Below are 19890 nucleotides of genomic sequence, written 5' to 3'. Positions count from 1 at the left end.
GCATAAAAAGGTAAGTAGTTGCAGATATGAATAAATTAAGATGGCTATAACAATCTGTTTACTATTTAGATTCACTTTAATCAGGAAGCGCATATGAAATAATCAATACTGGCACTCACATGTTTAACCGTAGCAACTGGAGCGGTTTCTTCTGAAGTTACACTCTCTGAAGATATTAATGCTAAATATTGGAATGCGCTTGATCACGAGGGTAATGTAAAACCAGCCGATCAAATAAAGCAGCGTATTGATATTTTAGTGGATGCTGCTGCGCCATACACTGACGAGGAGCGCGCTAAGTTTCGTAAAAAGTATAAGGCAAAGTATGCTGATCGCATTGTTATCGATGGCACTGCTGTCGGTGGGATTGGTTCAGATGGGAAAGGCTTCCCTGCAATGACGGCTGAACAGTTTGATATGCTCGCGATTGCTGGTAAGGAGGATTACGATGTTTATTCAACCACGCTATCAAATGGCACCGATAAAACCATCGAAGAAATTTATGATCGAGTGCCTGCTACAAAAAAATATTTGGCCGAAAAACATGGCCAAAAACACGTGACAACCGTTGAAGAAATCGAGGCAAACAAAGCTGTAGGTGTCACCTCAGTTATCTTTAATTTTCAGGCAATCACCCCCATGGGTGAAGATATAACTCATATTGACCGATTTAGCCAAGACGTTAAGCTCATGTCATTCACTTACAATAAAAACAATCAGTTTTCTGGCTCTGGTGAATCTGTAAAGGGAGGCGTAGGAAATGGTGAGGGGCTGACAAAATTAGGATTAGCCGCATTAAAGCACATGAACAAAAATGGTGTGGTACCGGATTGCTCGCACGACTCAAACTAAACATGTATTGATATCGCTAAATACTCTACAACCCCTGTAGTGGCTTCACATTCAAATGCTGCTGCACTCATGCCAATTTCTAGAAATATCAATGATGAAGCAATATTAGCGATCGCTAAGACTGATGGTCTAATAGGCGTTAATTTTGTTGGCGGCTTCCTGAACAAGGAGTCAGATGCATCGGGCGAATCAGTTGCCGAACACATTGTCTATATTTCTGATTTAATTGAGCGTGAACTTGGTGTCGATGGTAAGCGTCATGTCGCCGTTGCTGTTGATTACCTACACAACCTTAAAGATTCACTTACAATGATTTCCTCGAATCCACAAAACTACCCACCAGCATTAGGGTATGGATCCATCTCTGAGACTGGGCATCCTGCCGATATTTGGGCCGTGGTCGATGCTTTGGAAACAACACATGGTTGGACGAAAGATGAAGTTTCTCTATTCCTAGGTGAAAACTGGATGCGAGTATATGCAGCTAACTGGAAAGGAGGAAATGACGTAAGGATCCAACCAGTAGTTGAAGATCTAAGACATCTAGACACTAAAAAGTCTAACTAAGGCATTTAAACTTATTTAACGATTTGTCCAACACGACCTAGCGATTACTTGTCCAAATCCGTGTTAGTAGTTGCGATTCTAATAGCTTGCTAGCCAACGAGAGCTCGTGATTATTTAACCGTTGGTAGAACTATCTGTAATAGATTCTAAGAAAATCAGATAATGAAAAGCGAGCCCAAGTGGCTCGCTTTTTGGTATCTAGTTAAGGTGCGTCTGAATGTTTTAGCAGGGGCTATAGCCTACAAGGCGCTTGTCAAACACCTTTAGAACAGAGTTTCTGGTGCACCGGAATCGCTTAGGTTATTTAGTCCTTGAGCGGTAGTTTGGATCAGTCCAGCATCTAGGTAACTCTTCACCTGACATAAACATCAGCTCGGACTTTTTAAACATCTCAGGGTCTTGCTGTTCTTCGCCAGCTTGAAACCGACCTTCGATACTGTCCTGAAATAAGTTGGTTAATTTGGTCATTTCAGTTACATCTACGAGGTCACCGCTCTTTTTCTCTTTTAGAAACATTTTTTTACCCTCAGTCTATTCGATCACCCCTAATTATAATTGTTATTTTGAAAGAGAGAGTCTTTTCAATTCCGCCACTCCTTGACTAAGCAGACCTCAGAGCTACGCTTATGATCATCGACAACCCAATCGATGAACAAACTTATCCTCAACAAATAAATGGAGTCGCGATGTCATCTACCCACATTGCAAACAATCTCAGTGAACTCATTGGCGATACCGATCTTGTTAGAATCAACAGTCTTTCAGAGATTTCAGGTTGTGAGATTCTTATTAAGTGCGAACACCAGAACCCGGGTGGTTCGATTAAAGATAGAGCAGCTCTTCAGCTTGTTAAGGATGCAGTAGAAGCTGGCAAACTTAAGCCGGGAATGACAATCGTCGAAGGTACCGCGGGAAACACGGGAATCGGCCTTGCTCTAGTGGCTAAATCCCTCGGTTATAAAATGTTGGTGGTGATGCCAAAAGGGCAGGCACAAGAGAAAGAGCGTATGATCTCGCTTTATAACGCTGAATTGTTATTGGTCGACCCTTGTCCTTTTGCAAATCCTGAACACTTTTACCACACGGCCAAGCGGATCGGTGTCGAAAATGAAAATTATTGGTGGGCAGATCAGTTCGAAAATCTCAGTAATTATCGAGCGCACTATTTAAATACTGGACCGGAGATCTGGCAGCAAACACAAGGTAATATTGATGCTCTAGTTTCAGTGGTTGGGACAGGAGGAACCATTGCCGGAAACTCACACTACCTATCTGAGCAGCAACCCAATCTGGAAACTTGGTTAGTTGACCCAAATGGGTCCGGAATTTATTCGTTTTTACGTAATGGACACTATCAATCAACGGGAAGTTCGTTCACGGAAGGCATAGGGATCATGCGAACGGTTGAAAATTTCAGGCAGGCAAAAATCAATCGTGCAATCACGCTTCCCGATCAGGATTTGGTGACGATATCCCGACTTGTTGCGGAGCATGACGGTATTCTTCTAGGAAGCAGTTCATCGCTGAACGTAGCAGGTGCGCTATACGCTGCGGCTAGAATGGGGAAAGGGAAAACCATCGTTACATTTAGCTGTGACCTCGCTGAGCGTTCGTATTCGAAGCTGCACAACGAAGCGTTCCTGAAAGAAAAAGAGATACAGCTTAATAAAGAAAACCTTTCTCAACTATGGGCTCGTTATCAAGCGGAAGATGGCAGCATGGTCGTCAACGTATAAACGTTCTAAGTGAATACTAGCCAGTGGTCTGCCAACTCATCCGTTAGCGCTATACATACGTTATCGCCAAATCCGGCACTATTGCTTGTTGTTAGGGTAGTGAATCACATTATGAAATACGGCATTTCCTTCACCGACATTTTTGTAGCCATGGCTCTGGTTAGCATTAAAGCGAACGGCTTGTCCTGCGCTTAACGTCTGCCACTCACCATCAAACAGCACGGCCATCTCTCCCGAAATACATAAGATGTGCTCAGTGACGCCTGCGTTATGTGGGGCGGATTCATGTTGATAGTTGGGCGACAGAGTGAGTTCGAATATCTCAAACCCTAGTACTTCCTCAAAAGGAAACAACAAACTGACGAAAAAACCAATGTTGTATTCCTCATGCCTTAGTTCGTTTGCATCTCTGAATAAGCTCGTCAGTTCACTGTTTGGACTAGCAGCGATAAAACTCGAAAGTGACACCTCGAACCCAGAAGCTATCTGCCAGAGCTTAGCGACTGTCGGGCTGGATTCTCCACGTTCAATTTGTCCTAGCATTGCCTTACTTACGCCTGTTGCTTTCGCTGTTTTGTCTAAACTCCAGCCTTTTTCTTGGCGAAGGCGTTTCAAGTTAACGCCAACTTTAATTTCTGTTTGCATCTTTTCTCTACAAATTTTTTTAAAAAATCAGTTGTGCGTTATAGCGCACAGGTGCTAAGTTCAATCTATGGACGTTATAACGCACACAGGAACAAATTAACATGACTAAGCTAAAATTTTCTCACGTCAGTACCGGCTTTATTGCTGTTTTCATCGGTTATGCGAGTGCTGCTGCGATCATTTTCCAAGCGGCAATGAGTGCAGGAGCAACTGAAGAGCAAGTCGCGTCATGGTTTTGGGCGTTGGGAATTGGCATGGGCGCCACTACGATATTGCTCTCGCTCTATTACAAGAAACCTGTGGTTACAGCTTGGTCGACCCCCGGAGCAGCGTTGTTAATTACTTCTTTGGAAGGGCTAACAATGAATCAGGCGGTTGCGGTGTTTTTGTTCAGTTCGATGTTGATCACGCTGGTTGGCTTAGCGGGAATCTTTGAGAAGGTACTTAAACAGATCCCAACATCAATCGCATCTGCCATGCTGGCGGGGATTTTGTTGCAGTTTGGTTTGGGTTTATTTACGTCGTTAATGGAAGAAGTTCAGATAGTTGCGGTCATGCTCGCTGTATTTATTCTGGCGAAAGCGCGGTTAGGAAATTTACTGATCCCAAGCATTTTCATCATCGCACTGGTTATGTGTGTGGGGTTTGGCAAACTCGATGTTAGTCAGGTGACTATGGGATTAACGACCCCAGTGTTCATTACGCCCGATTTTGAGTTCTTTTCGTTGTTCAGTGTCGGTATCCCATTGTTTATAGTGACGATGGCTTCACAGAACTTACCGGGATTTGCGGTTCTAAAAGCGAACGGATACCAAGTTGATTCATCTAAGATCATCACTACCACTGGTGTGACAGGGTTACTATTGGCCCCGCTTGGTGGCTTTGCGTATAACCTTGCTGCAATTACGGGAGCGATCTGCATGGGGCCCAATGCAGATGATGACCCCAAAACACGTTATATGGCTGGGGTCTCGATGGGTGTATTTTACCTGTTAGCTGGTGTGATGGGGATGTCATTTGTGTCGCTGTTTAGCGCGGTTCCCTCAGCGGTTGTGATAGCTGTCGCGGGTTTGGCTGTGATGCCTACATTGATGAATTGTTTAGCGGTTTCGATGGCAGACAACCACTATCGAGAGCCTGCTCTATTGACTTTTCTATTCACCGCTTCTGGCACCAATTTACTGGGGATCGGCAGTGCATTTTGGGGGCTGTGCATCGGGTTATTTTGTTGCTGGTTACATAATTACAAAGCTAAATCGCGTGGAGCCAACAACACTTCGCAAACTTCGTCGTAATGAGATGATCTCCCAAGTGAGCTAAGCCTTAAATTTATCAGTAGTCATCATGGTGCTCTGTACTTGGTAAAAATATTCAGATCGAATCAGTCTCAGGTTGTGATTGAGATAGTATTTTGCTACAAAACGCGCATAATCTTGCTATACAACATTTAAAGAAGAAATTACCTATGACTAGCTTTCAATACTACTTTCACCAACTGCCTTGCTTCGACTGTAAAAAAACGACGGTAAGTACTGATCTTGGTTGGTTAACGCTTGCGATGAAAGAGGATGTTATCGCTCAACTGACAGCGACTCTTGCACAAGGTGAGGTTACGCCAGATCTTTCAGCAAACGTGGTTTGTACTAAAGATGAAGCTCGTGAGTACCTATTACTAAACTTCTTCGGTTATTCAGAAGAAGAGCTAGCAAGCGACATCGAAGCGGATGATGAAAAAGAAGTCGCGGATGAAATCGCAGAGCTACTGGAAGAAGGCAAAGACACCATCACTTTCGAGCATGAAATCGCTCTTCAGTGCTGTGCTGATTGTGACGTTGTTGAAGACGAGTCAAACTAAGCATTTGTATTAAGGTAGATACATCCGTTAATACAGTGTGATGTTCAAATGATTAAAGGCGTTAGTGGATCAAAGCTCACTAACGCCTTTTTTATCTCTAGGTCGTTAAGACTTTTGAGTTTCTATAATGCCTTGCTCGCTCAATTGAGAAAGGATCTCTGCGGTTTTCTCGCGAAATAAATCTCTCAATAAGCGAACGGTCGGGGTGATGGACTGACGACTAGGGCACACTAACCACAGCTCGGTTGGGGTTGGCTTAAATTCAGGCATAACTTTAACCACTTCGCCAGAAAGCAAATGGCTCGACATATCTAAACATGACTTTATTGCCACACCTTTACCTGCGATACACCAACGTCTTACAAGGTCAGCATCGTTCGATGCGCGATTCCCTTTCAGCTTCACTTTATGATCTTGCTTACCGTCGTTAAACATCCATTCGTCTTGCAATATATCATGCAACTGATAAAGCAAACCGTTGTGCTGAGCTAAGTCGCTTGGCTGGTTTGGTGTTCCCATCTCGGCCAAGTATTCAGGGGCTGCACACAATATTCTCGGTACATCGCAGATCTTGAAACCATACATGTTTGCGTCGGTCGGAGAGCCGTAACGCAGCGCCATATCAACAGAATCACGATAAAAGTCGATGTTGCTATCGCTGATGCTGGTGCGAAGTGTCGCCTTGGGGTATTCAAGCAGAAATTCATCAAGCCAAGGAGTGATGAGGTTACGTCCTAAATCCGAAGAAAGCGCGATGCGGATTTCTCCATCCAAAATACCTAGCTCTTCACGCATGTTGAGCTTTGCTTGCTCTAACATCTTCAAAGCTTGTTCACATTCAGGTAGATAACGTTCGCCTGCAGAAGAGAGCCTTAGATGACGAGTGGTTCTGACAAATAACTCAGCCCCTAACGAGGCTTCCACACGTTTTACAGCAGCGCTTGCCGTCGCTGTTCGCATGTCTAGGTTAGTTGCAGCTGCGGTGATACTACGAAACTCCGCTACCTTTAAAATGACCTGTAAGTCTTCCAGAAGCATATTATCTACCTGTGTTTGATAAGGTTTTAAACATTGTATTGAAATATTGTCTAACCACGAAGTTGGTTAATCCTGTTGCACTCATTCAAAGCTATCCTTAAATGCTCAATTTTCAAAATTAATTTGATAATAATTCAAATATAAAGCTGTTTTTCGTAAGTAATGATCTAACTACTATGTGTTCATACCAACAACGTATCGCAGTACAAACTGCATGAACGAAGCCTACGATCTAGGGGGACAAGATGACTAAGAAAATCATAATGGGTGTAACGGATTTGTCGTTCCACCGTACGACCGCATCATTGGTTGCCAATGTATTGAAAGCCATGGGCTTTGAGGTAGAGCGCATTTTCTCTCCACATCAGGAGAACTTTGAAAAGCTGAAAACAGGCCAAGTGGATATGCTTTCTTCTGCGTGGTTGCCATCAAGTCACGGTATTTACAAAGCTGGCGTTGAAGAAGTTGAGCCGCTTATCGAGCTTGGGCTTCATTATGAACCTTACGCTTTGTGGGGTGTGCCTGATTATGTGCCTGAAGAGGCAGTTTCAGAAATCGCAGATCTACTGAAGCCTGAAGTCGTAGATAAAATGAATGCCAAAATTCAGGGTATTAACCCCGGTGCTGGTATCACACGCTTCTCTATCCAGATGATGAAAGAATATGGGCTGAGCGGTTCGGGTTACGAGTTTTTTTCTGGCAGCGAAGCTGATTGCTTTGATGCTTTTGAAAGTGCAGTGGCCAATAAAGAGTGGGTTGTTGTACCGCTGTGGAAGCCTCAGTTTTTGCACTATCGCTATGATATTCGAGAGCTCAAAGATCCAAAGAGGTTGCTTGGAATTGTAGATAGAGCGGTACTGCTTCTAAGAGATGACAAGAAACACTTGTTAAGCGAAGAACAGATTAAGACGTTGGATTCCCTACGTTTCTCGAACGATATTATTGCCGAACTGGATTACAAAGTTTGCCGTGAAGGTAAACCACAAGATGAAGTAACGCGTGATTGGTTGATTGAGAAAGGCTTTATTTAACCGCTATGCCGTTGAAAAGACCATAAGATTGTCGTATTGCGCAGCAGTAGTACGATTGTCAAAAAATATTTGATAATAATTCAAAAATTAGGCTGTTTATCTAGAGTGAGAACTCTTTAAGATTAACTCATCTAATTTAAGGAGAAAGCACCATGTCACTACCATCAAAAATGAAAGCTATCGGATTTACTCAATCACTTGCGATTACAGAGCAAGACAGTTTATTTGAGTTTGAAACGAGTCTGCCAGAACTAAAAAATAATGACTTGCTGGTAAAAGTGAGCGCGACTTCTATCAACCCTGCTGACGCCAAAATTCGTATTCGTAATGCCAAAGACAAAACTCTTGAACAGCCAAAAGTGCTGGGCTATGACGCAGTCGGTGAAGTTGTTGGTAAAGGTGCTGACGTTGAAGGCTTCGAAGTCGGTGACCGTGTGTACTATGCGGGTGATGTAACACGTATGGGTGCCAACGCAGAATTCCAAGCTGTGGACTACCGTATTACCGCTAAAGCGCCTAAGAGCCTTTCTGATGAAGCTGCAGCAGTTATGCCACTAGCAACGCTTACGGCTTGGGAAGCATTGTTCGACCGCCTGCGTGTTCGTCCTGAAGAGAAAAAATCGATTCTGATCATTGGTGGAGCGGGCGGTGTTGGTTCAATTGCGATTCAACTGGCTAAGCAATTGACCAATCTGAAAGTTATCGCGACAGCTTCAAGACCAGAAACCGAACAGTGGGTTAGGGATATGGGCGCTGACCATGTCGTTAATCACCGTAACTTGGTTGAATCTGTACGCGAACAAGGTATCCAGCATGTCGATTACATCTTCAATGTCGCTGATACCAAAGGGCACTGGGACGCGATGGTGGAGTTGATCGCACCGCAAGGTATGATCAGTTCGATTGTAGAGTTCGATGGCGGGATTGACTTATCAGCGCTACAAGGTAAGTCTGCAGGATTTGTGTGGGAGCTGATGTTTACACGTTCACTGTTCAACACAGACGATATTCAGAAACAACAAGATATCCTGTTCCAAGCTGCGAACCTGATTGATGCTGGCCGCATTAAGTCTACGCTTACCACGACCCTAAATGGCTTTAATGTGGATACAATTAAGGATGCGCACCAACGTATTGAAAGCAGTGCGTCGATTGGTAAAACAGCCATCAAATATTAATCGTTAATGATTTAGAACTTTGACGGTTTGAGCCGTTGCTTATTTGAATAGCTTGAACGCTTGAACAGAAAGCCACTGATGTCTATCGCGAATCGATAAGGTATCAGGGGCTTTTTTTATTAAGTGATTTACTGTGTTTATTCCAACAAAGCTTTACTCCGTTTCTTGCGAGGTTTTGAATTGAACCTGAATGAGGTTTAGCTCGAAGGGCAAAGGTTGTTTATCTGCAATCAAAAAGCCGATCTGTTTGATGTCTTGGGCTTCAAGTCTTGGCGCACCACTGAGTAATCGACCTCTGAACACCGCTTGAAAATCCTTTAGTTGGAAGACTTTCTTGAGTTGTTCACCTTTTATTGTCTCAAAGTTGTGCTTGTAGTTGGTTCGATAACCGCCTTTCCATGTGGTGAACCTTAATTGGTAAGTACGGCCATCGCCCACAAACGTCAGTTCTACGTTGTCTGCTTCAGATCTTAGTGATTCAATCGAGCGGTTGATTGAGCTAAAGCCACCATTGTTCTCTAATGAAAGCTCTCCCTTGAACTGACTCATCCCACCGCTATAAATAACTCCACCAGTTGAGATACCGCCCATCACATTGTCGTTGGTCACTGTCCAATTTGTATGTTCGTTCGCTTGCGTGAAATCAATCATCTCTATTCCTGCTGTTGACGCTTCTGACCATAAAAAAGAAAGGCTGAGCATTAGCCATAAAGGAGCTACTTGCTTACGTAATGCACGCGTTTTAAAAATTGATTCGTTCATAATTTTCTCCGTTAGCCGTTAGTCTGATCGCGTTTTATGGAGAAGGTTCAATGGCGAGCATACCTAAACAATGCTCGATGAATTCAGAATAGTTTGCAGCGTTGTCGTACTCAATTTTTAGCGAGCCATGAAACATCAGCGTCACGGTTACGTCTTTGTAACTTAGCCAACAGGTGTAACCATCGTAATCATGCCAAGCCGTCATTTCGCCCGCTTGATATTTATTGTTCAGTTGCTCGCCAGATGAGCGAATGCATTCGAACACTCTGAGAAACTCTAAAATGGTGATTCTGTTGTCCATGTGTTGCTCCCGCTAAGTAGTCGATGAAAAATGCTAAGTGCTTGTATTTCAATTAACTACGGTTTGGTTCTGCATTGCGATCACTGTGGGGAGCCGAGTACTCAATCACCGTAGTTGTTTGGTAATAGGATTAAGGTAAACATAAGAAAGGCGTTAGTAGACCTGAGTTTACTAACGCCTTTTTTCATTTGGTGTCTTTTTATTTAGTGCCTTTTCTATTTTGTGGTTTTAGCTAGCCCCATGGAGTTTCACCTCAAACCGTAAGTTAAAAATCATAGAGCACAGCGAGATGTTAGAAATAATGAAACACCGGAGGTTCATGCATTAAGAAATTCTGATGCGAGATGTTCCAAGCATAAGCCCCCGCTAAGGTGAACACCACATAATCGCCGATGTCGATGTGATCGATATTTTGATTCCGTGCAAGGACATCTTTTGGTGTGCATAACTGCCCAACCAGCGTGGGTTTAGTCTGGTCTATCGGGTTTGAAATAGTAGGGGACTGCTTATTTTTCATGATAACAAAAGGGTGATCATGCCCTTGTGCTGCGGGCGTCCTGAAGTGATGCGTGCCTCCGCGAGCAATCACAAAGTTTTCACCGAGGTTTTGTTTAATGTCCAACACTTCCATCACGTAGTAGCCACAAGGTGCTGAGATGTAGCGCCCGCATTCAAAACGCAGTGTCCAATCTTGTAGTTGTTCTTTGGCGATCAAGAATTCTAACTTGTCACAAAACTCTACCCATGGAAAATGTTGCTCCTGATCTTGGTAATTGATTCCCATACCGCCACCCAAGTTGATCGTAAGATCTTCAAGTGAGTATTTCTCTTTCCACTCCTTCACTACTTGGAAATAACGCTCCATCAAAGCTAAGTGTCGACCGACTTCAAGTTGGTGCGACATCAAATGGAAGTGAAATCCTTTCAGTTTGATTAACGGGAAATCACGCAAATACATCAATGCGTTGTTTAACTCACTTTCATCTAAACCAAATGGAGTGGGTTTTCCCCCCATGGCTAATTTGCTCAGTGTGATGTCACCAATGTCGATGTTCATACGCAAAAAGATCGAAGCAGGCCGATTCAACCTCTGAGTTAAAGCACCAATGCGTTGTAGCTCAGTGAGGCTCTCGACATGAATCGCATCAACATCGAGTTCAATTGCTTGCTCTAATTCACTTGGCATTTTCCCAGGACCACCAAAGATCAGTGGTTTATTGAGTTGTTGCTGGTAGAGGTGTGTAAGCTCTCCGCCTGATGCCGCTTCGAAACCATCAACATAAGGAGCTAAAGTGCGTAATATTGGTTCTGAAGGATTCGCTTTCGCTGCGTAAAATAGCTCTACGTTTTTTGGTAATACATGGCGCATCTGCTTAATGTGCAGCTTCAATGCATCGAGATCATAAAGATAAGCACATAATGGTTGAGTTTGTTGCTTGGCCAATTGGTGGATTTCTTGATGGATGTTCTCAGGAAGTTGAGGCGAATTAAGCATGGTGAGCTCCTCTTTTATGAGTCGGCCAAGGTGCAGCAACTAGTGTGTACCCAGACTCTTTATCGGCATTTTGCATCAAACGGGTTGTGAAGTTATTTTTACTTGGGAAGTGGCCATCGTTAATCAATGCCATCAGTTCTGGTTGCTGACCATTGATCGACTGCCAGCGGACGATAGCGTCTTTTAAAGTTCCCCATAACGTATTCTCAAGTGCCGAGTCCCCCTCAGCGATAAAGAAAATAGCTTCACTAACATTGTTAATGAAGGTGCAGTAACCTATGCGGTTCCAACCTTGCTCACGGCTGTAGTACACCGATTGACGAGCACGCTCTGAAAGTTGCTGAAGTGTCTCTGATGGCCAAAATTCGGGTAGCAGCTTAGTGCCTTCTAAGTCTCGAATCCATACACAGCATGGCATGTCTTTTTCAAAACCAATCAGCGTGTTTTGTAGGTGAGGTTCAAACGCAACTCCGTGTTTGAAGTAGTAGTTAAAGACACCAGGAATCAAACAATGCAGATAGCGTTCAAACCACAGCGTGGCGATATTTGCATATTGGCTTTGTGTTGTTTGCGCTTTTTGTTTGAGTTGAGTGGCGATGCAACTGTTCCCGTCACTGTCGTAAGCAAAGAGCGCACCCGCTAACGTTGGTTGCAAAATATCGGTTTCACTTAAACTGAAATTCTCTCGATATAAAATACCAAATGATTCTCGAGCCTTAATAACATCCGCATGTTCTTGTTCAGCCACAGATTCTAGATTCAATGTGGTGGCGTAAGGTTCAGTCATTACCTTGAATACTGGATTACGTAACTGTTCGCTTTCTTTGATTGGATGCAGAATCGAGGTTAATTGAACGGCACTATCGAGCTCATACCATGCGTTTTTACGTACGCAGTTGGTTAAACGTACATTAATAGAGAACTTAGCGAACCAATCCATATCTGGGTGATACAGAGTGCGCACGGATGAGGTGGGTAAGAGTTTTTCACCACCTAATCCAAGCGGGATGATTTTGCCTTGTTCAATGGCCGTTTTGACCACTGGGTTTTGCAAAAGTGTGTAACTTTCCCAAGGGTGGCAAGGGTAAAGCATGGTAGTTGCTGAATTGTTCTCGTCTGGCGCAAGTTGTTCAAGCATGGTCGTTGGTGAAGTTCGGTCATCTGAACTTAAGATATCAAGCAATTCTGTGTCGATCTTAAACCAATAGAGAGGAACCTTAGCGCCAACTTCAGGGGAACACGCTAGCAGATCATCTATGCTTACGCCTGATCGACTCTTTGGCGTTGGGTGAAAAGTATGTCCCCAAAGTAACGATTGCTCTGATGCGATAAACGCATTGTGATACTGAGGAGAGCCGTCAGAGTTTAGGAACTGCTCGGTGATCAACAAACTGTTTTCCATTTGCTCGATCAATTCGTGATTGAATGGAATCGTCAGCACTTGTTTTAGGTAACTGAGTAGAAGCGTCAGGGTTTGCGTTGCGTCCAACTTACACCAAGCTGCACCGGGCATTTTAGCCCAAGGTGTATCACTGAGCTTCACTTTCCCCAGTTTACTGGTGTACTCAACGGGTAAAACCATCAGACCATTTTTCTGAGGTTGATCTTGATGAGGTAGGTGAATGGCCACGCGTTGGTGAGCGTTGTAGTTTCTTTTCAAAGTTTGAGGAAGAGAGGCCGAACTGTAGTACCAATCAACCTGCTTATTGGGTATCGCGTATTCACGTAAGTAACAGTTCACCACGCCCATGATGGTATTGAGTTGGGCTTTTTCTCGATTTAGCAGTACTTTTTTACAATTTTGAAGAACTTGGTCTTCAGCGGAATATTCACTTGGAGGTAATTGAGTCTGTAACATGTTGATGTCCAAATTTTGAATGGATGATCAGCGCGATAGCAGCAATGCCACTGACCAACATAGAAAGTATGAAAGGAACCTTAAGCCAGCCCTGGCTTGATATGAAAGACGCGCTCAATCCAGCCGCAACGCCACCCCATTTAGACATAGCGTCAAAGCGCGAAAATACTTTGCCGCTTTGTCGTCGATCAATTTGGTTTGCTAATGCTTGATGCAAGCCGTGATAACAGCAAACCATGCCAAGTCCGAAAACAATACGAGCAATAATCAACACTTCTTGATATGGCGTGAGATGCATTGCTGCACTGAGTGAAAGCAAACCAAAGCCTAGCCATAAAGTACGCTGCGCTTGATTGTGTTCAAGCTGGTGGCGATCAACCCATTCAGAGAACAGATGAACTTTCCCTGCAAAGAGCAGATAAACACCATGTGGGAGGGCATATAGAAATCCAATCCACGCTTGATTTGTCACGCCATATTGCTGCACATAAGGCGAGAAATAGGGGAACGTGACGACCATGGCGAAAGCAAAGCTGAACTGCGCGCCAAACACCCAGTAAAGCGTATTTAACGAATTGACTTGGCTGCATTGAGCTTTCTTCGATGCCTGATCTTTTACAATTCCCTTAGATTTCGCTAAGTCATCAATGGGTAATGTTAAGGTGATCACTAGCGCGAATAGCGGCAAAGCGGACAGCCACAGGTACGCGTTCAGCGGGTTTGTTGCTGATAAACTCCAGCCAAGCCCAATCGGAGCAATAATTAGCGCCAGACGGGCAGAAAGCTGAGTTTTATTGAGTGACTTACCGAGTGATTTCGCATCGTTGATTTGGCTGGATAAGTAGCTGTTTGAGGCGGCCATGGTGCCACCAAAGGTTCCTTGAATGATAAGACCAAACACAAACATTGAGAGATTATCGGCTAAGCCACACAGCGCGAAGCCTGCTGCAAGCCCGAGTTGAGCCCGTAATAGAGAGCGACGTCTGCCATATTTATCAGCAAACTGCCCCCAAAAGCGTGCCGCAACGGCAGTGCAAAAGGTCGGTAAAATGAACAGTACCCCCGCCCAATCCGAAGTAATGTTTGCATCCAGTGTTGGCAATACCATTGGCAAAAACAGCGGCATTCCTAAGGCTGCAAACGCGGCGATAAAGTGGCTTAAAAGTACACAATAAATGAGTTTGGTCATGATGGGTTAACTCACACTCTGCTTGATGTTTTCAAGGTAAGTGTGTTGTGCTTCTTCGCTGGTGAGCAATAAAAAGTTCGGTGCTGACAAGCCATAAAATTTATTGATATCGCTTGCGCCAGACGCCTCTTTAGACAATAAGCTCCCCGAGCTCAATAGATACTTAGCGTATAAGTTGGGTGACTCAAACAACATCTCGTTTGCGAGCTTGGTGTTGTGTCCTTGTTTGTCCAACTGGCTAAGCTGTTGGGAGAGGCTATTGGCGACCATTTCATACAGATAAGCTGACGTGGCGATTCCTTTCGTCGCCATTGCTTCGACAATCGCGGCAATGTCTAACTGCAAAGTAATCGTGGTAAACATCTGACCAAGAGCAAGCTCGTTGTCTACAGTGATGCGTTGATCTAAAAGGTGGTCGCATTTTACGGGCGATTGTTGCTCAAACGTTTGGAAACGCTCTGGCCAAATACGCGCAGCATCGTTGTCTTTCATGGCTAAGGTCATCTTGCCTTGCTCATTGAATGCAATGATGGCGTTTTGTTGGTTAGACTCCAAAGCAATACCGTAACGAATCCACAATGTAAGGTGCACTTTGCATAGCAGATCGACGTAATCTTTAAACCAAGTCAGTGTATTTTGCTGATAATACTGCTCGGCGAGGTGTTCCAAGAACAAACGTTCATCAGGCATTGGACTGGCAAGCGCAGCCACAGGCACCAGTGCTTTGTCTTGGAAGTAACTCAGCGGGTATTCACGCACAATATAAGCAAAGGTTTTATCGTCTCCAACATGGCCGCCATGTTTCTCATTACAATGGAAAAGCGTGCCGTGTAAGTCTTGATCTGTTTGTTCTAAGTGCGTCAATAAACGTTCAAACCAATGCCCATCATAAAGTGTGGATGGTTTAATTAGGCGAATGTTTTTAGTACCTAAAGACCGCATGATCAGCGGCACCTTGATGTGGGTCTGTGGTGCTTGATTCACGACCACAGTACGTACTGATAAAGTTGGAGTCACCTCTAGATATGCAACCGGAGCTTTTATAACACCGTCAGGAAGTCCATCAAGACTCCTTAGTGTCAATGGATGTGCGGGGAATAACTCATGGCTAAGAGCAAAGTCGGCGGGCAGACCCACTTGCTCCATCGTTGGCCAACATTCAGGTGGTGGACTGGTCAATGTAACCAGTGACTTTTCGATTGCGAGCCAACGAAGTTCAAAGCTTTGTGCAAATTCTGGCGCAAATTGTTCTAGATCGTGATCGCTTAAACCGAACTTAGCACGTGCTGTCGGGTAGTAAGGGTGGTCAAGATAGGATGCGATTTGATCGGCACGCAATAGCTTTTGCTCCCAACGCTCTAGTTGAGAAATCGGCAGCATGAGTGATTCGGATTGCTGACTGAAGGCGCTATCACACAATTCCTTGTGTTTTTCTGCGCATTCGAGTTCTTGTAAATAACCATCTAATAACGAATGCGAGCTTTCGTGAGCACCTGCTTTCAATAATTCGATCCAATCTTGATAGTGCAGCTGTGCTTCAACGACACCATTTCTCTCGATGAGCCAACCATCACCTTTCGAACCATCTGTTTGGCCGTATACCCAACGCTGCATGTAATAGCTCGGAGTAACGGGCAAGTAGAGTGTAAAGTCTGAACCCGCAAAAATAGCCCAAATTTGATTACGAGGATAAGAAGATAACTTGAGTGAACTCGGGAGCTGAGATTTAAATTGGCTTTGAGAAACTAATCCGAACAAATCTTCACGTAAGCAAGTATCGACTAAGCGTTGAGTGAGGTATAACGCGTTTTCATTCATGCTGTTACCTCGTTTGTTGCTGTTAGATTGAAGCGAGAGATTGCCTGTTGTAGTGCGGGTTCTAGAGTTTGACCAGAAGGAGAAACGACCGAAATTCTCGCTAAGTAATCCTTGTTGGAGAAACTTTGTTGGAATGTATCACCCACCTTTTTAAGGACTTGCTGCTGAGTGACAATATCGCCCTTTTGGTGAATGAAAGAGGTTGATGACCCTTCAATCACTCCGCTTTGTTGGGCCACTACATAGTGCACATGGGCGCTGCCATCAATACGAAATGTAGGGTCAAGCTTGTGACCCAAGTGAAGATTTAAGATGGTATTGAACCAATTCCTGCCACTGAGGTTATCAAGCAAAAACTCCCGGCCATCACCAATACTTCGATAGTTGATCTCGACCAATACCGGTCCTGAATCTGTGATGATGAACTCGCTATGACAGACACCAAACCCCACCCCGAATTCTTGAAGCTGACGTATACATTCATCACGGTAGTGAACGCTGTTAACACCATTCCAACTCGCCGCGGTTTCGATGAAGTAGGGTGGTGCTGAGAGCTCTACATCAAACCCACCAAGTGCGACCAAATGATCCCCGTCGCCAATGGTTTCGACAGTAATCAGTGGGCCTTGCAAAAACGCCTCAACCAAGATGGGAGTAGTAGGGTGCTTTTGCCAAAACGTATCGCAATAGTTATCCAGCTCAGCCGCAGAATCGCAGCGCTGCACGTCTAAACTAGCCACGCCTTCCTTGGGCTTCGCAACGACAGGAAAATCGAAATCGAATACAGGAGCGCTCTCTCGACTTAACAAAACACTTTGAGTATTAGGTAACGATTTTTCGTTGAGAGCCTGACGAGTTAAGTATTTGTTTTTCGCCTTAATCGTCACGTTCCAATCTTTAGCGGGTACACCAAAGAACTGTGCACAGATAGCAGTGGAAGTTTGTAGGTGGTCGCTATTACTGAAAACAGCATGAGGTGCTAGATCTTTCTCGGTGATGATTTCGATGAGTTCAAGAGGGTTGAAGACATCGCATTCTAAAATTTCATCGGGATTAAAGCGTTCATCATCACTGCTCAATTTCAGGTGGTTGAGCTTGTGATCTGTGATCAAAACGACGTGAAGACCCATCGCCTTTGCGGTAGGTACGAAGCCGTGAGTGACTGCATCATTCACGACGTGACTCACGATGATTATCGTAGATTTCATGGGGCTTTCCTAATTTCCAAAACGTTGTTGTCGCCTGCTCACAACTCGCTTTCAAGTGCTCTCTTTCGGGTATATAAGAAAGAGAATTTTCCTATCTTATTGTTTTTATTGACTCTTATGTCATTAGTGGTGTTGCATATTGCAAGGCAAATATAGATCAAAAAATATATATTGCAAATATAAATGATATTTGTTTTCATTCGCACTATTGTGATTTTATAAACTAAAATGGAATTAGATAATGAACATTAGATTGGCCTTGTCCCCACTCGCTTTGGCAATTGGAGGTGCATTAACAGCAGTATCTATTGTGCCAAATGTTATGGCAGCAGAAGGTGTAGCTGTGGATGAAACTCTGCAAGTTATTGGTCATCAGTACGAAGGTTACGCGGAGCATATGCCTCAGTCGGGTACCAAAACTGATGTCGAATGGTTGGATGTACCGCAGGCAGTATCTGTTGTCACAAAAACGGAAATGCAAGACCGCGGTGCTGTACGTTTGGTGGATGCTCTTGATGGTGTTGCCGGAGTTAACAACACCTTGGGTGAGGGGAGCCGAGACCAATTTGTGATTCGTGGTTTTGATGCTCTCAACGATATGTACCGTGACGGCATGCGTGATGACGGAACGCTTCAATCGTACCGAAGCTTAGCGAATATCGAACGTGTCGAAGTGGTCAAAGGCCCTGCGGGCGCACTTTATGGCCGAGGTTCAGCAGGTGGTATCATCAATTTGGTCACCAAGCGTGCTAACGGAGATAACTTCACTCACGTTAATGGCAGTGTTGGCAGCAACAATCTGTTTGTTGGTCAGGTTGACAGTTCGATGGCGTTTAGTGATAAAGTCAGCGGGCGTATCAACGTGGAAAGTCGACAATCGGATTCCTATGTAGACCACGTCGACTCGAATGACTTCTTTATCGCACCCACCATTCGAGTGATGCCTTCTGATGGACACATTATCGATCTCGATGTTGAATACTCTCACCAAGAACTGGTGCCATATCGTGGTGTTCCATCCAAGAATGGCAAACCTGTTGATGTCTCAGAGAGTACTTTCTACGGTGGCACCAACGATTATCAAGAGTCAGACAGCATTCGTGTGGGCGTTGACTATGAGTGGCGTTTGAACAGCGAATGGGCATGGACAAACCGCGCAGCGTATAACCATATCGAACTTGAGCAAAAGGGTACACGCCAAGGAACGGTAACTGGTAATGAAGTATCTCAGACGGTAAATAACTTCGGTTACGACCCTCGTACCACAACCACTCTTCAATCTGAGCTAGTTTGGGAAACCGATTCGAACCAAATGATGATCGGTGCGGATTTTAATCAGATCAATATCGACTTAACGCTCGCAAGCGATAAAACCTTACCTTCGAAAGACATCTATAACCCTGTCGCAGGTCCAACACCTGATCCGGGCTTCAAACCTTTCCGTGATAACACGACAACGACGACAGGTGTCTACATTCAAGACGTTTACACCTTTGGTGATCTTTCAGTGATCGGCAATGTGCGTTACGACTCGATGGAGCTTGAACAGCAAAAAGCGGGCTCAGCAAAAGAGAATCTAGACGATGACAAAGTGAGCTACCGCGGTGGTTTGGTCTACCGAATCAACAACGATATGTCAGTGTACGCAAGCTTAGCTCGTTCATGGCAATTGCCTTACTCAGGTATCTACATCAACCCTAAATTGGCTGAATTCTTCCATACCGATCTAAAAGAAGTGGGTGCAAAAGCTTACTTACTAGATAACGCCTTGATGCTGAATGCCGCGGTCTTCCAAATCGATCAAGAGCAACCAGAAACGAATATAGACGGCGACGTTGTTAACAAGATCGAAGCTCGTCACCAAGGTATTGAGCTAGAAGCTCGCGGTCAGTTTACCGAGCAGTGGGACATTTCTGTAGGCTACAGCTATTTAGACGCGGAGAACAAAGAGACAGGCAAAAAGCCAAACGATGTGTCTGATCATTTGTTCTCACTTTGGAGTACTTACCAGCTAGACGACAACTGGCGTTTAGGTGGTGGTGTGAAATATGTTGGCGACCGTTACGCAGGTAATGATGAAGCGGTAGCTCTGGGTGACTACACCACGGTTGACTTGATGGCAGCGTACACCACGGGTCGTCACAAAGTTCAAGCGAATGCTTACAACGTGCTTAATGAGAAATACATTCTGGGCGCAACCAACGGCACGTCTGGTACTAACCAGATTGGTTACGGAGCGCCAGCCGAATTTATGCTCAGTTACGGCTATCAGTTTTAAAAGCTAATTATGTTCTAAGAGCTAGTTCAGTTCTAGGAGTTAGCTCATTTCTAAGAGCTATTTTAACTCTAAAAACGAT

General features: G+C 44.4%; 16 protein-coding genes and 1 pseudogene. 7 read left to right on the top strand and 10 right to left on the bottom strand.

What is annotated here, in order from left to right; all coding sequences use genetic code 11:
• Nucleotides 1-396 precede the first annotated feature (396 nt).
• Nucleotides 397-1419: pseudogene (locus OC193_RS20845) on the top strand (dipeptidase).
• Between the two features lie 300 nt (nt 1420-1719).
• Here the strand turns inward: OC193_RS20845 and OC193_RS20840 are convergent.
• Nucleotides 1720-1935 carry a hypothetical protein gene (locus OC193_RS20840; protein ID WP_048662290.1) on the bottom strand — a complete coding sequence of 72 codons (216 nt, stop codon included), beginning with the start codon at nt 1933-1935 and terminating at the stop codon, nt 1720-1722.
• Between the two features lie 170 nt (nt 1936-2105).
• Between OC193_RS20840 and OC193_RS20835 the strand changes: the two genes are divergently transcribed.
• Nucleotides 2106-3155, top strand: coding sequence for a cysteine synthase A (locus OC193_RS20835; protein ID WP_048662529.1), 1050 nt, complete (start codon nt 2106-2108; stop codon nt 3153-3155).
• Nucleotides 3156-3233: 78 nt separating this feature from the next.
• Here the strand turns inward: OC193_RS20835 and OC193_RS20830 are convergent, their stop codons facing one another.
• Nucleotides 3234-3800: a helix-turn-helix domain-containing protein gene (locus OC193_RS20830; RefSeq protein WP_048662289.1), complete on the bottom strand. Its 567-nt coding sequence runs from the start codon at nt 3798-3800 to the stop codon at nt 3234-3236.
• 101 nt (nt 3801-3901) lie between these two features.
• Here OC193_RS20830 and OC193_RS20825 point away from each other — a divergent pair, with 101 nt between their 5' ends.
• Both OC193_RS20825 and OC193_RS20820 read left to right on the top strand, forming a co-directional pair.
• Entirely contained in the window at nt 3902-5095 is a 1194-nt protein-coding gene (locus OC193_RS20825) for a benzoate/H(+) symporter BenE family transporter (protein WP_048662288.1), read from the top strand.
• A gap of 170 nt (nt 5096-5265) precedes the next feature.
• Nucleotides 5266-5655 (top strand): hypothetical protein, encoded by a 390-nt coding sequence (locus OC193_RS20820; protein WP_048659870.1) that lies wholly within the window; start codon nt 5266-5268, stop codon nt 5653-5655.
• Between the two features lie 105 nt (nt 5656-5760).
• On the opposite strand, the gene OC193_RS20815 is transcribed toward OC193_RS20820, so the two are convergent.
• The gene (locus OC193_RS20815; RefSeq protein ID WP_048662287.1) at nt 5761-6693 is read right to left on the bottom strand and encodes a LysR family transcriptional regulator; all 933 of its coding nucleotides are present in this window, start codon (nt 6691-6693) and stop codon (nt 5761-5763) included.
• A 263-nt stretch (nt 6694-6956) separates the two neighbouring features.
• On the opposite strand from OC193_RS20815, the gene OC193_RS20810 reads away from it, so the two are divergent.
• A complete protein-coding gene (locus OC193_RS20810; protein ID WP_048662286.1) occupies nt 6957-7724 on the top strand; it encodes a glycine betaine ABC transporter substrate-binding protein in 768 nt (255 codons plus the stop codon).
• A gap of 152 nt (nt 7725-7876) precedes the next feature.
• Nucleotides 7877-8902, top strand: a complete 1026-nt coding sequence (locus OC193_RS20805) for a zinc-binding alcohol dehydrogenase family protein (RefSeq protein WP_048662285.1) — start codon at nt 7877-7879, stop codon at nt 8900-8902.
• Nucleotides 8903-9055: 153 nt separating this feature from the next.
• Here the strand turns inward: OC193_RS20805 and OC193_RS20800 are convergent, their stop codons facing one another.
• From OC193_RS20800 to OC193_RS20770, 7 genes are all read right to left on the bottom strand, one after another.
• Nucleotides 9056-9664: a CIA30 family protein gene (locus OC193_RS20800; RefSeq protein WP_048662284.1), complete on the bottom strand. Its 609-nt coding sequence runs from the start codon at nt 9662-9664 to the stop codon at nt 9056-9058.
• 34 nt (nt 9665-9698) lie between these two features.
• The gene (locus tag OC193_RS20795; RefSeq protein ID WP_048662283.1) at nt 9699-9965 is read right to left on the bottom strand and encodes a DUF3081 domain-containing protein; all 267 of its coding nucleotides are present in this window, start codon (nt 9963-9965) and stop codon (nt 9699-9701) included.
• A gap of 292 nt (nt 9966-10257) precedes the next feature.
• Nucleotides 10258-11460 (bottom strand): type III PLP-dependent enzyme, encoded by a 1203-nt coding sequence (locus tag OC193_RS20790; protein ID WP_048662282.1) that lies wholly within the window; start codon nt 11458-11460, stop codon nt 10258-10260.
• A complete protein-coding gene (locus OC193_RS20785) occupies nt 11453-13318 on the bottom strand; it encodes an IucA/IucC family protein (RefSeq protein WP_048662281.1) in 1866 nt (621 codons plus the stop codon). The genes OC193_RS20790 and OC193_RS20785 overlap by 8 nt, the downstream gene beginning before the upstream one ends.
• Nucleotides 13290-14507 (bottom strand): MFS transporter, encoded by a 1218-nt coding sequence (locus OC193_RS20780; protein ID WP_048662280.1) that lies wholly within the window; start codon nt 14505-14507, stop codon nt 13290-13292. Before OC193_RS20780 ends, OC193_RS20785 begins: the two co-directional genes overlap by 29 nt.
• A 6-nt stretch (nt 14508-14513) precedes the next feature.
• Nucleotides 14514-16325 carry an IucA/IucC family protein gene (locus OC193_RS20775; protein WP_048662279.1) on the bottom strand — a complete coding sequence of 604 codons (1812 nt, stop codon included), beginning with the start codon at nt 16323-16325 and terminating at the stop codon, nt 14514-14516.
• Nucleotides 16322-17533 (bottom strand): ATP-grasp domain-containing protein, encoded by a 1212-nt coding sequence (locus OC193_RS20770; RefSeq protein ID WP_048659879.1) that lies wholly within the window; start codon nt 17531-17533, stop codon nt 16322-16324. The genes OC193_RS20775 and OC193_RS20770 overlap by 4 nt, the downstream gene beginning before the upstream one ends.
• Nucleotides 17534-17774: 241 nt before the next feature.
• Between OC193_RS20770 and OC193_RS20765 the strand changes: the two genes are divergently transcribed.
• The gene (locus tag OC193_RS20765) at nt 17775-19811 is read left to right on the top strand and encodes a TonB-dependent receptor (protein WP_048662278.1); all 2037 of its coding nucleotides are present in this window, start codon (nt 17775-17777) and stop codon (nt 19809-19811) included.
• Nucleotides 19812-19890 lie beyond the last annotated feature (79 nt).

The sequence above is a fragment of the Vibrio crassostreae genome (assembly GCF_024347415.1).
GTDB classification, from domain to species: Bacteria; Pseudomonadota; Gammaproteobacteria; order Enterobacterales; family Vibrionaceae; genus Vibrio; species Vibrio crassostreae.
Note: the sequence above shows the minus strand (reverse complement) of the source record. Positions and strands in the feature narration are given on the sequence as shown.

Excerpts from the sequence above, each read along its gene's own strand:
- OC193_RS20830 (WP_048662289.1), bottom strand. The coding sequence starts at position 3,800 with ATGCAAACAGAAATTAAAGTTGGCGTTAACTTGAAACGCCTTCGCCAA.
- OC193_RS20825 (WP_048662288.1), top strand. The coding sequence starts at position 3,902 with ATGACTAAGCTAAAATTTTCTCACGTCAGTACCGGCTTTATTGCTGTT.
- OC193_RS20790 (WP_048662282.1), bottom strand. The coding sequence starts at position 11,460 with ATGCTTAATTCGCCTCAACTTCCTGAGAACATCCATCAAGAAATCCAC.
- OC193_RS20840 (WP_048662290.1), bottom strand. The coding sequence starts at position 1,935 with ATGTTTCTAAAAGAGAAAAAGAGCGGTGACCTCGTAGATGTAACTGAA.
- OC193_RS20800 (WP_048662284.1), bottom strand. The coding sequence starts at position 9,664 with ATGAACGAATCAATTTTTAAAACGCGTGCATTACGTAAGCAAGTAGCT.
- OC193_RS20805 (WP_048662285.1), top strand. The coding sequence starts at position 7,877 with ATGTCACTACCATCAAAAATGAAAGCTATCGGATTTACTCAATCACTT.
- OC193_RS20795 (WP_048662283.1), bottom strand. The coding sequence starts at position 9,965 with ATGGACAACAGAATCACCATTTTAGAGTTTCTCAGAGTGTTCGAATGC.
- OC193_RS20765 (WP_048662278.1), top strand. The coding sequence starts at position 17,775 with ATGAACATTAGATTGGCCTTGTCCCCACTCGCTTTGGCAATTGGAGGT.
- OC193_RS20775 (WP_048662279.1), bottom strand. The coding sequence starts at position 16,325 with ATGAATGAAAACGCGTTATACCTCACTCAACGCTTAGTCGATACTTGC.
- OC193_RS20770 (WP_048659879.1), bottom strand. The coding sequence starts at position 17,533 with ATGAAATCTACGATAATCATCGTGAGTCACGTCGTGAATGATGCAGTC.
- OC193_RS20780 (WP_048662280.1), bottom strand. The coding sequence starts at position 14,507 with ATGACCAAACTCATTTATTGTGTACTTTTAAGCCACTTTATCGCCGCG.
- OC193_RS20815 (WP_048662287.1), bottom strand. The coding sequence starts at position 6,693 with ATGCTTCTGGAAGACTTACAGGTCATTTTAAAGGTAGCGGAGTTTCGT.
- OC193_RS20810 (WP_048662286.1), top strand. The coding sequence starts at position 6,957 with ATGGGTGTAACGGATTTGTCGTTCCACCGTACGACCGCATCATTGGTT.
- OC193_RS20835 (WP_048662529.1), top strand. The coding sequence starts at position 2,106 with ATGTCATCTACCCACATTGCAAACAATCTCAGTGAACTCATTGGCGAT.
- OC193_RS20820 (WP_048659870.1), top strand. The coding sequence starts at position 5,266 with ATGACTAGCTTTCAATACTACTTTCACCAACTGCCTTGCTTCGACTGT.
- OC193_RS20785 (WP_048662281.1), bottom strand. The coding sequence starts at position 13,318 with ATGTTACAGACTCAATTACCTCCAAGTGAATATTCCGCTGAAGACCAA.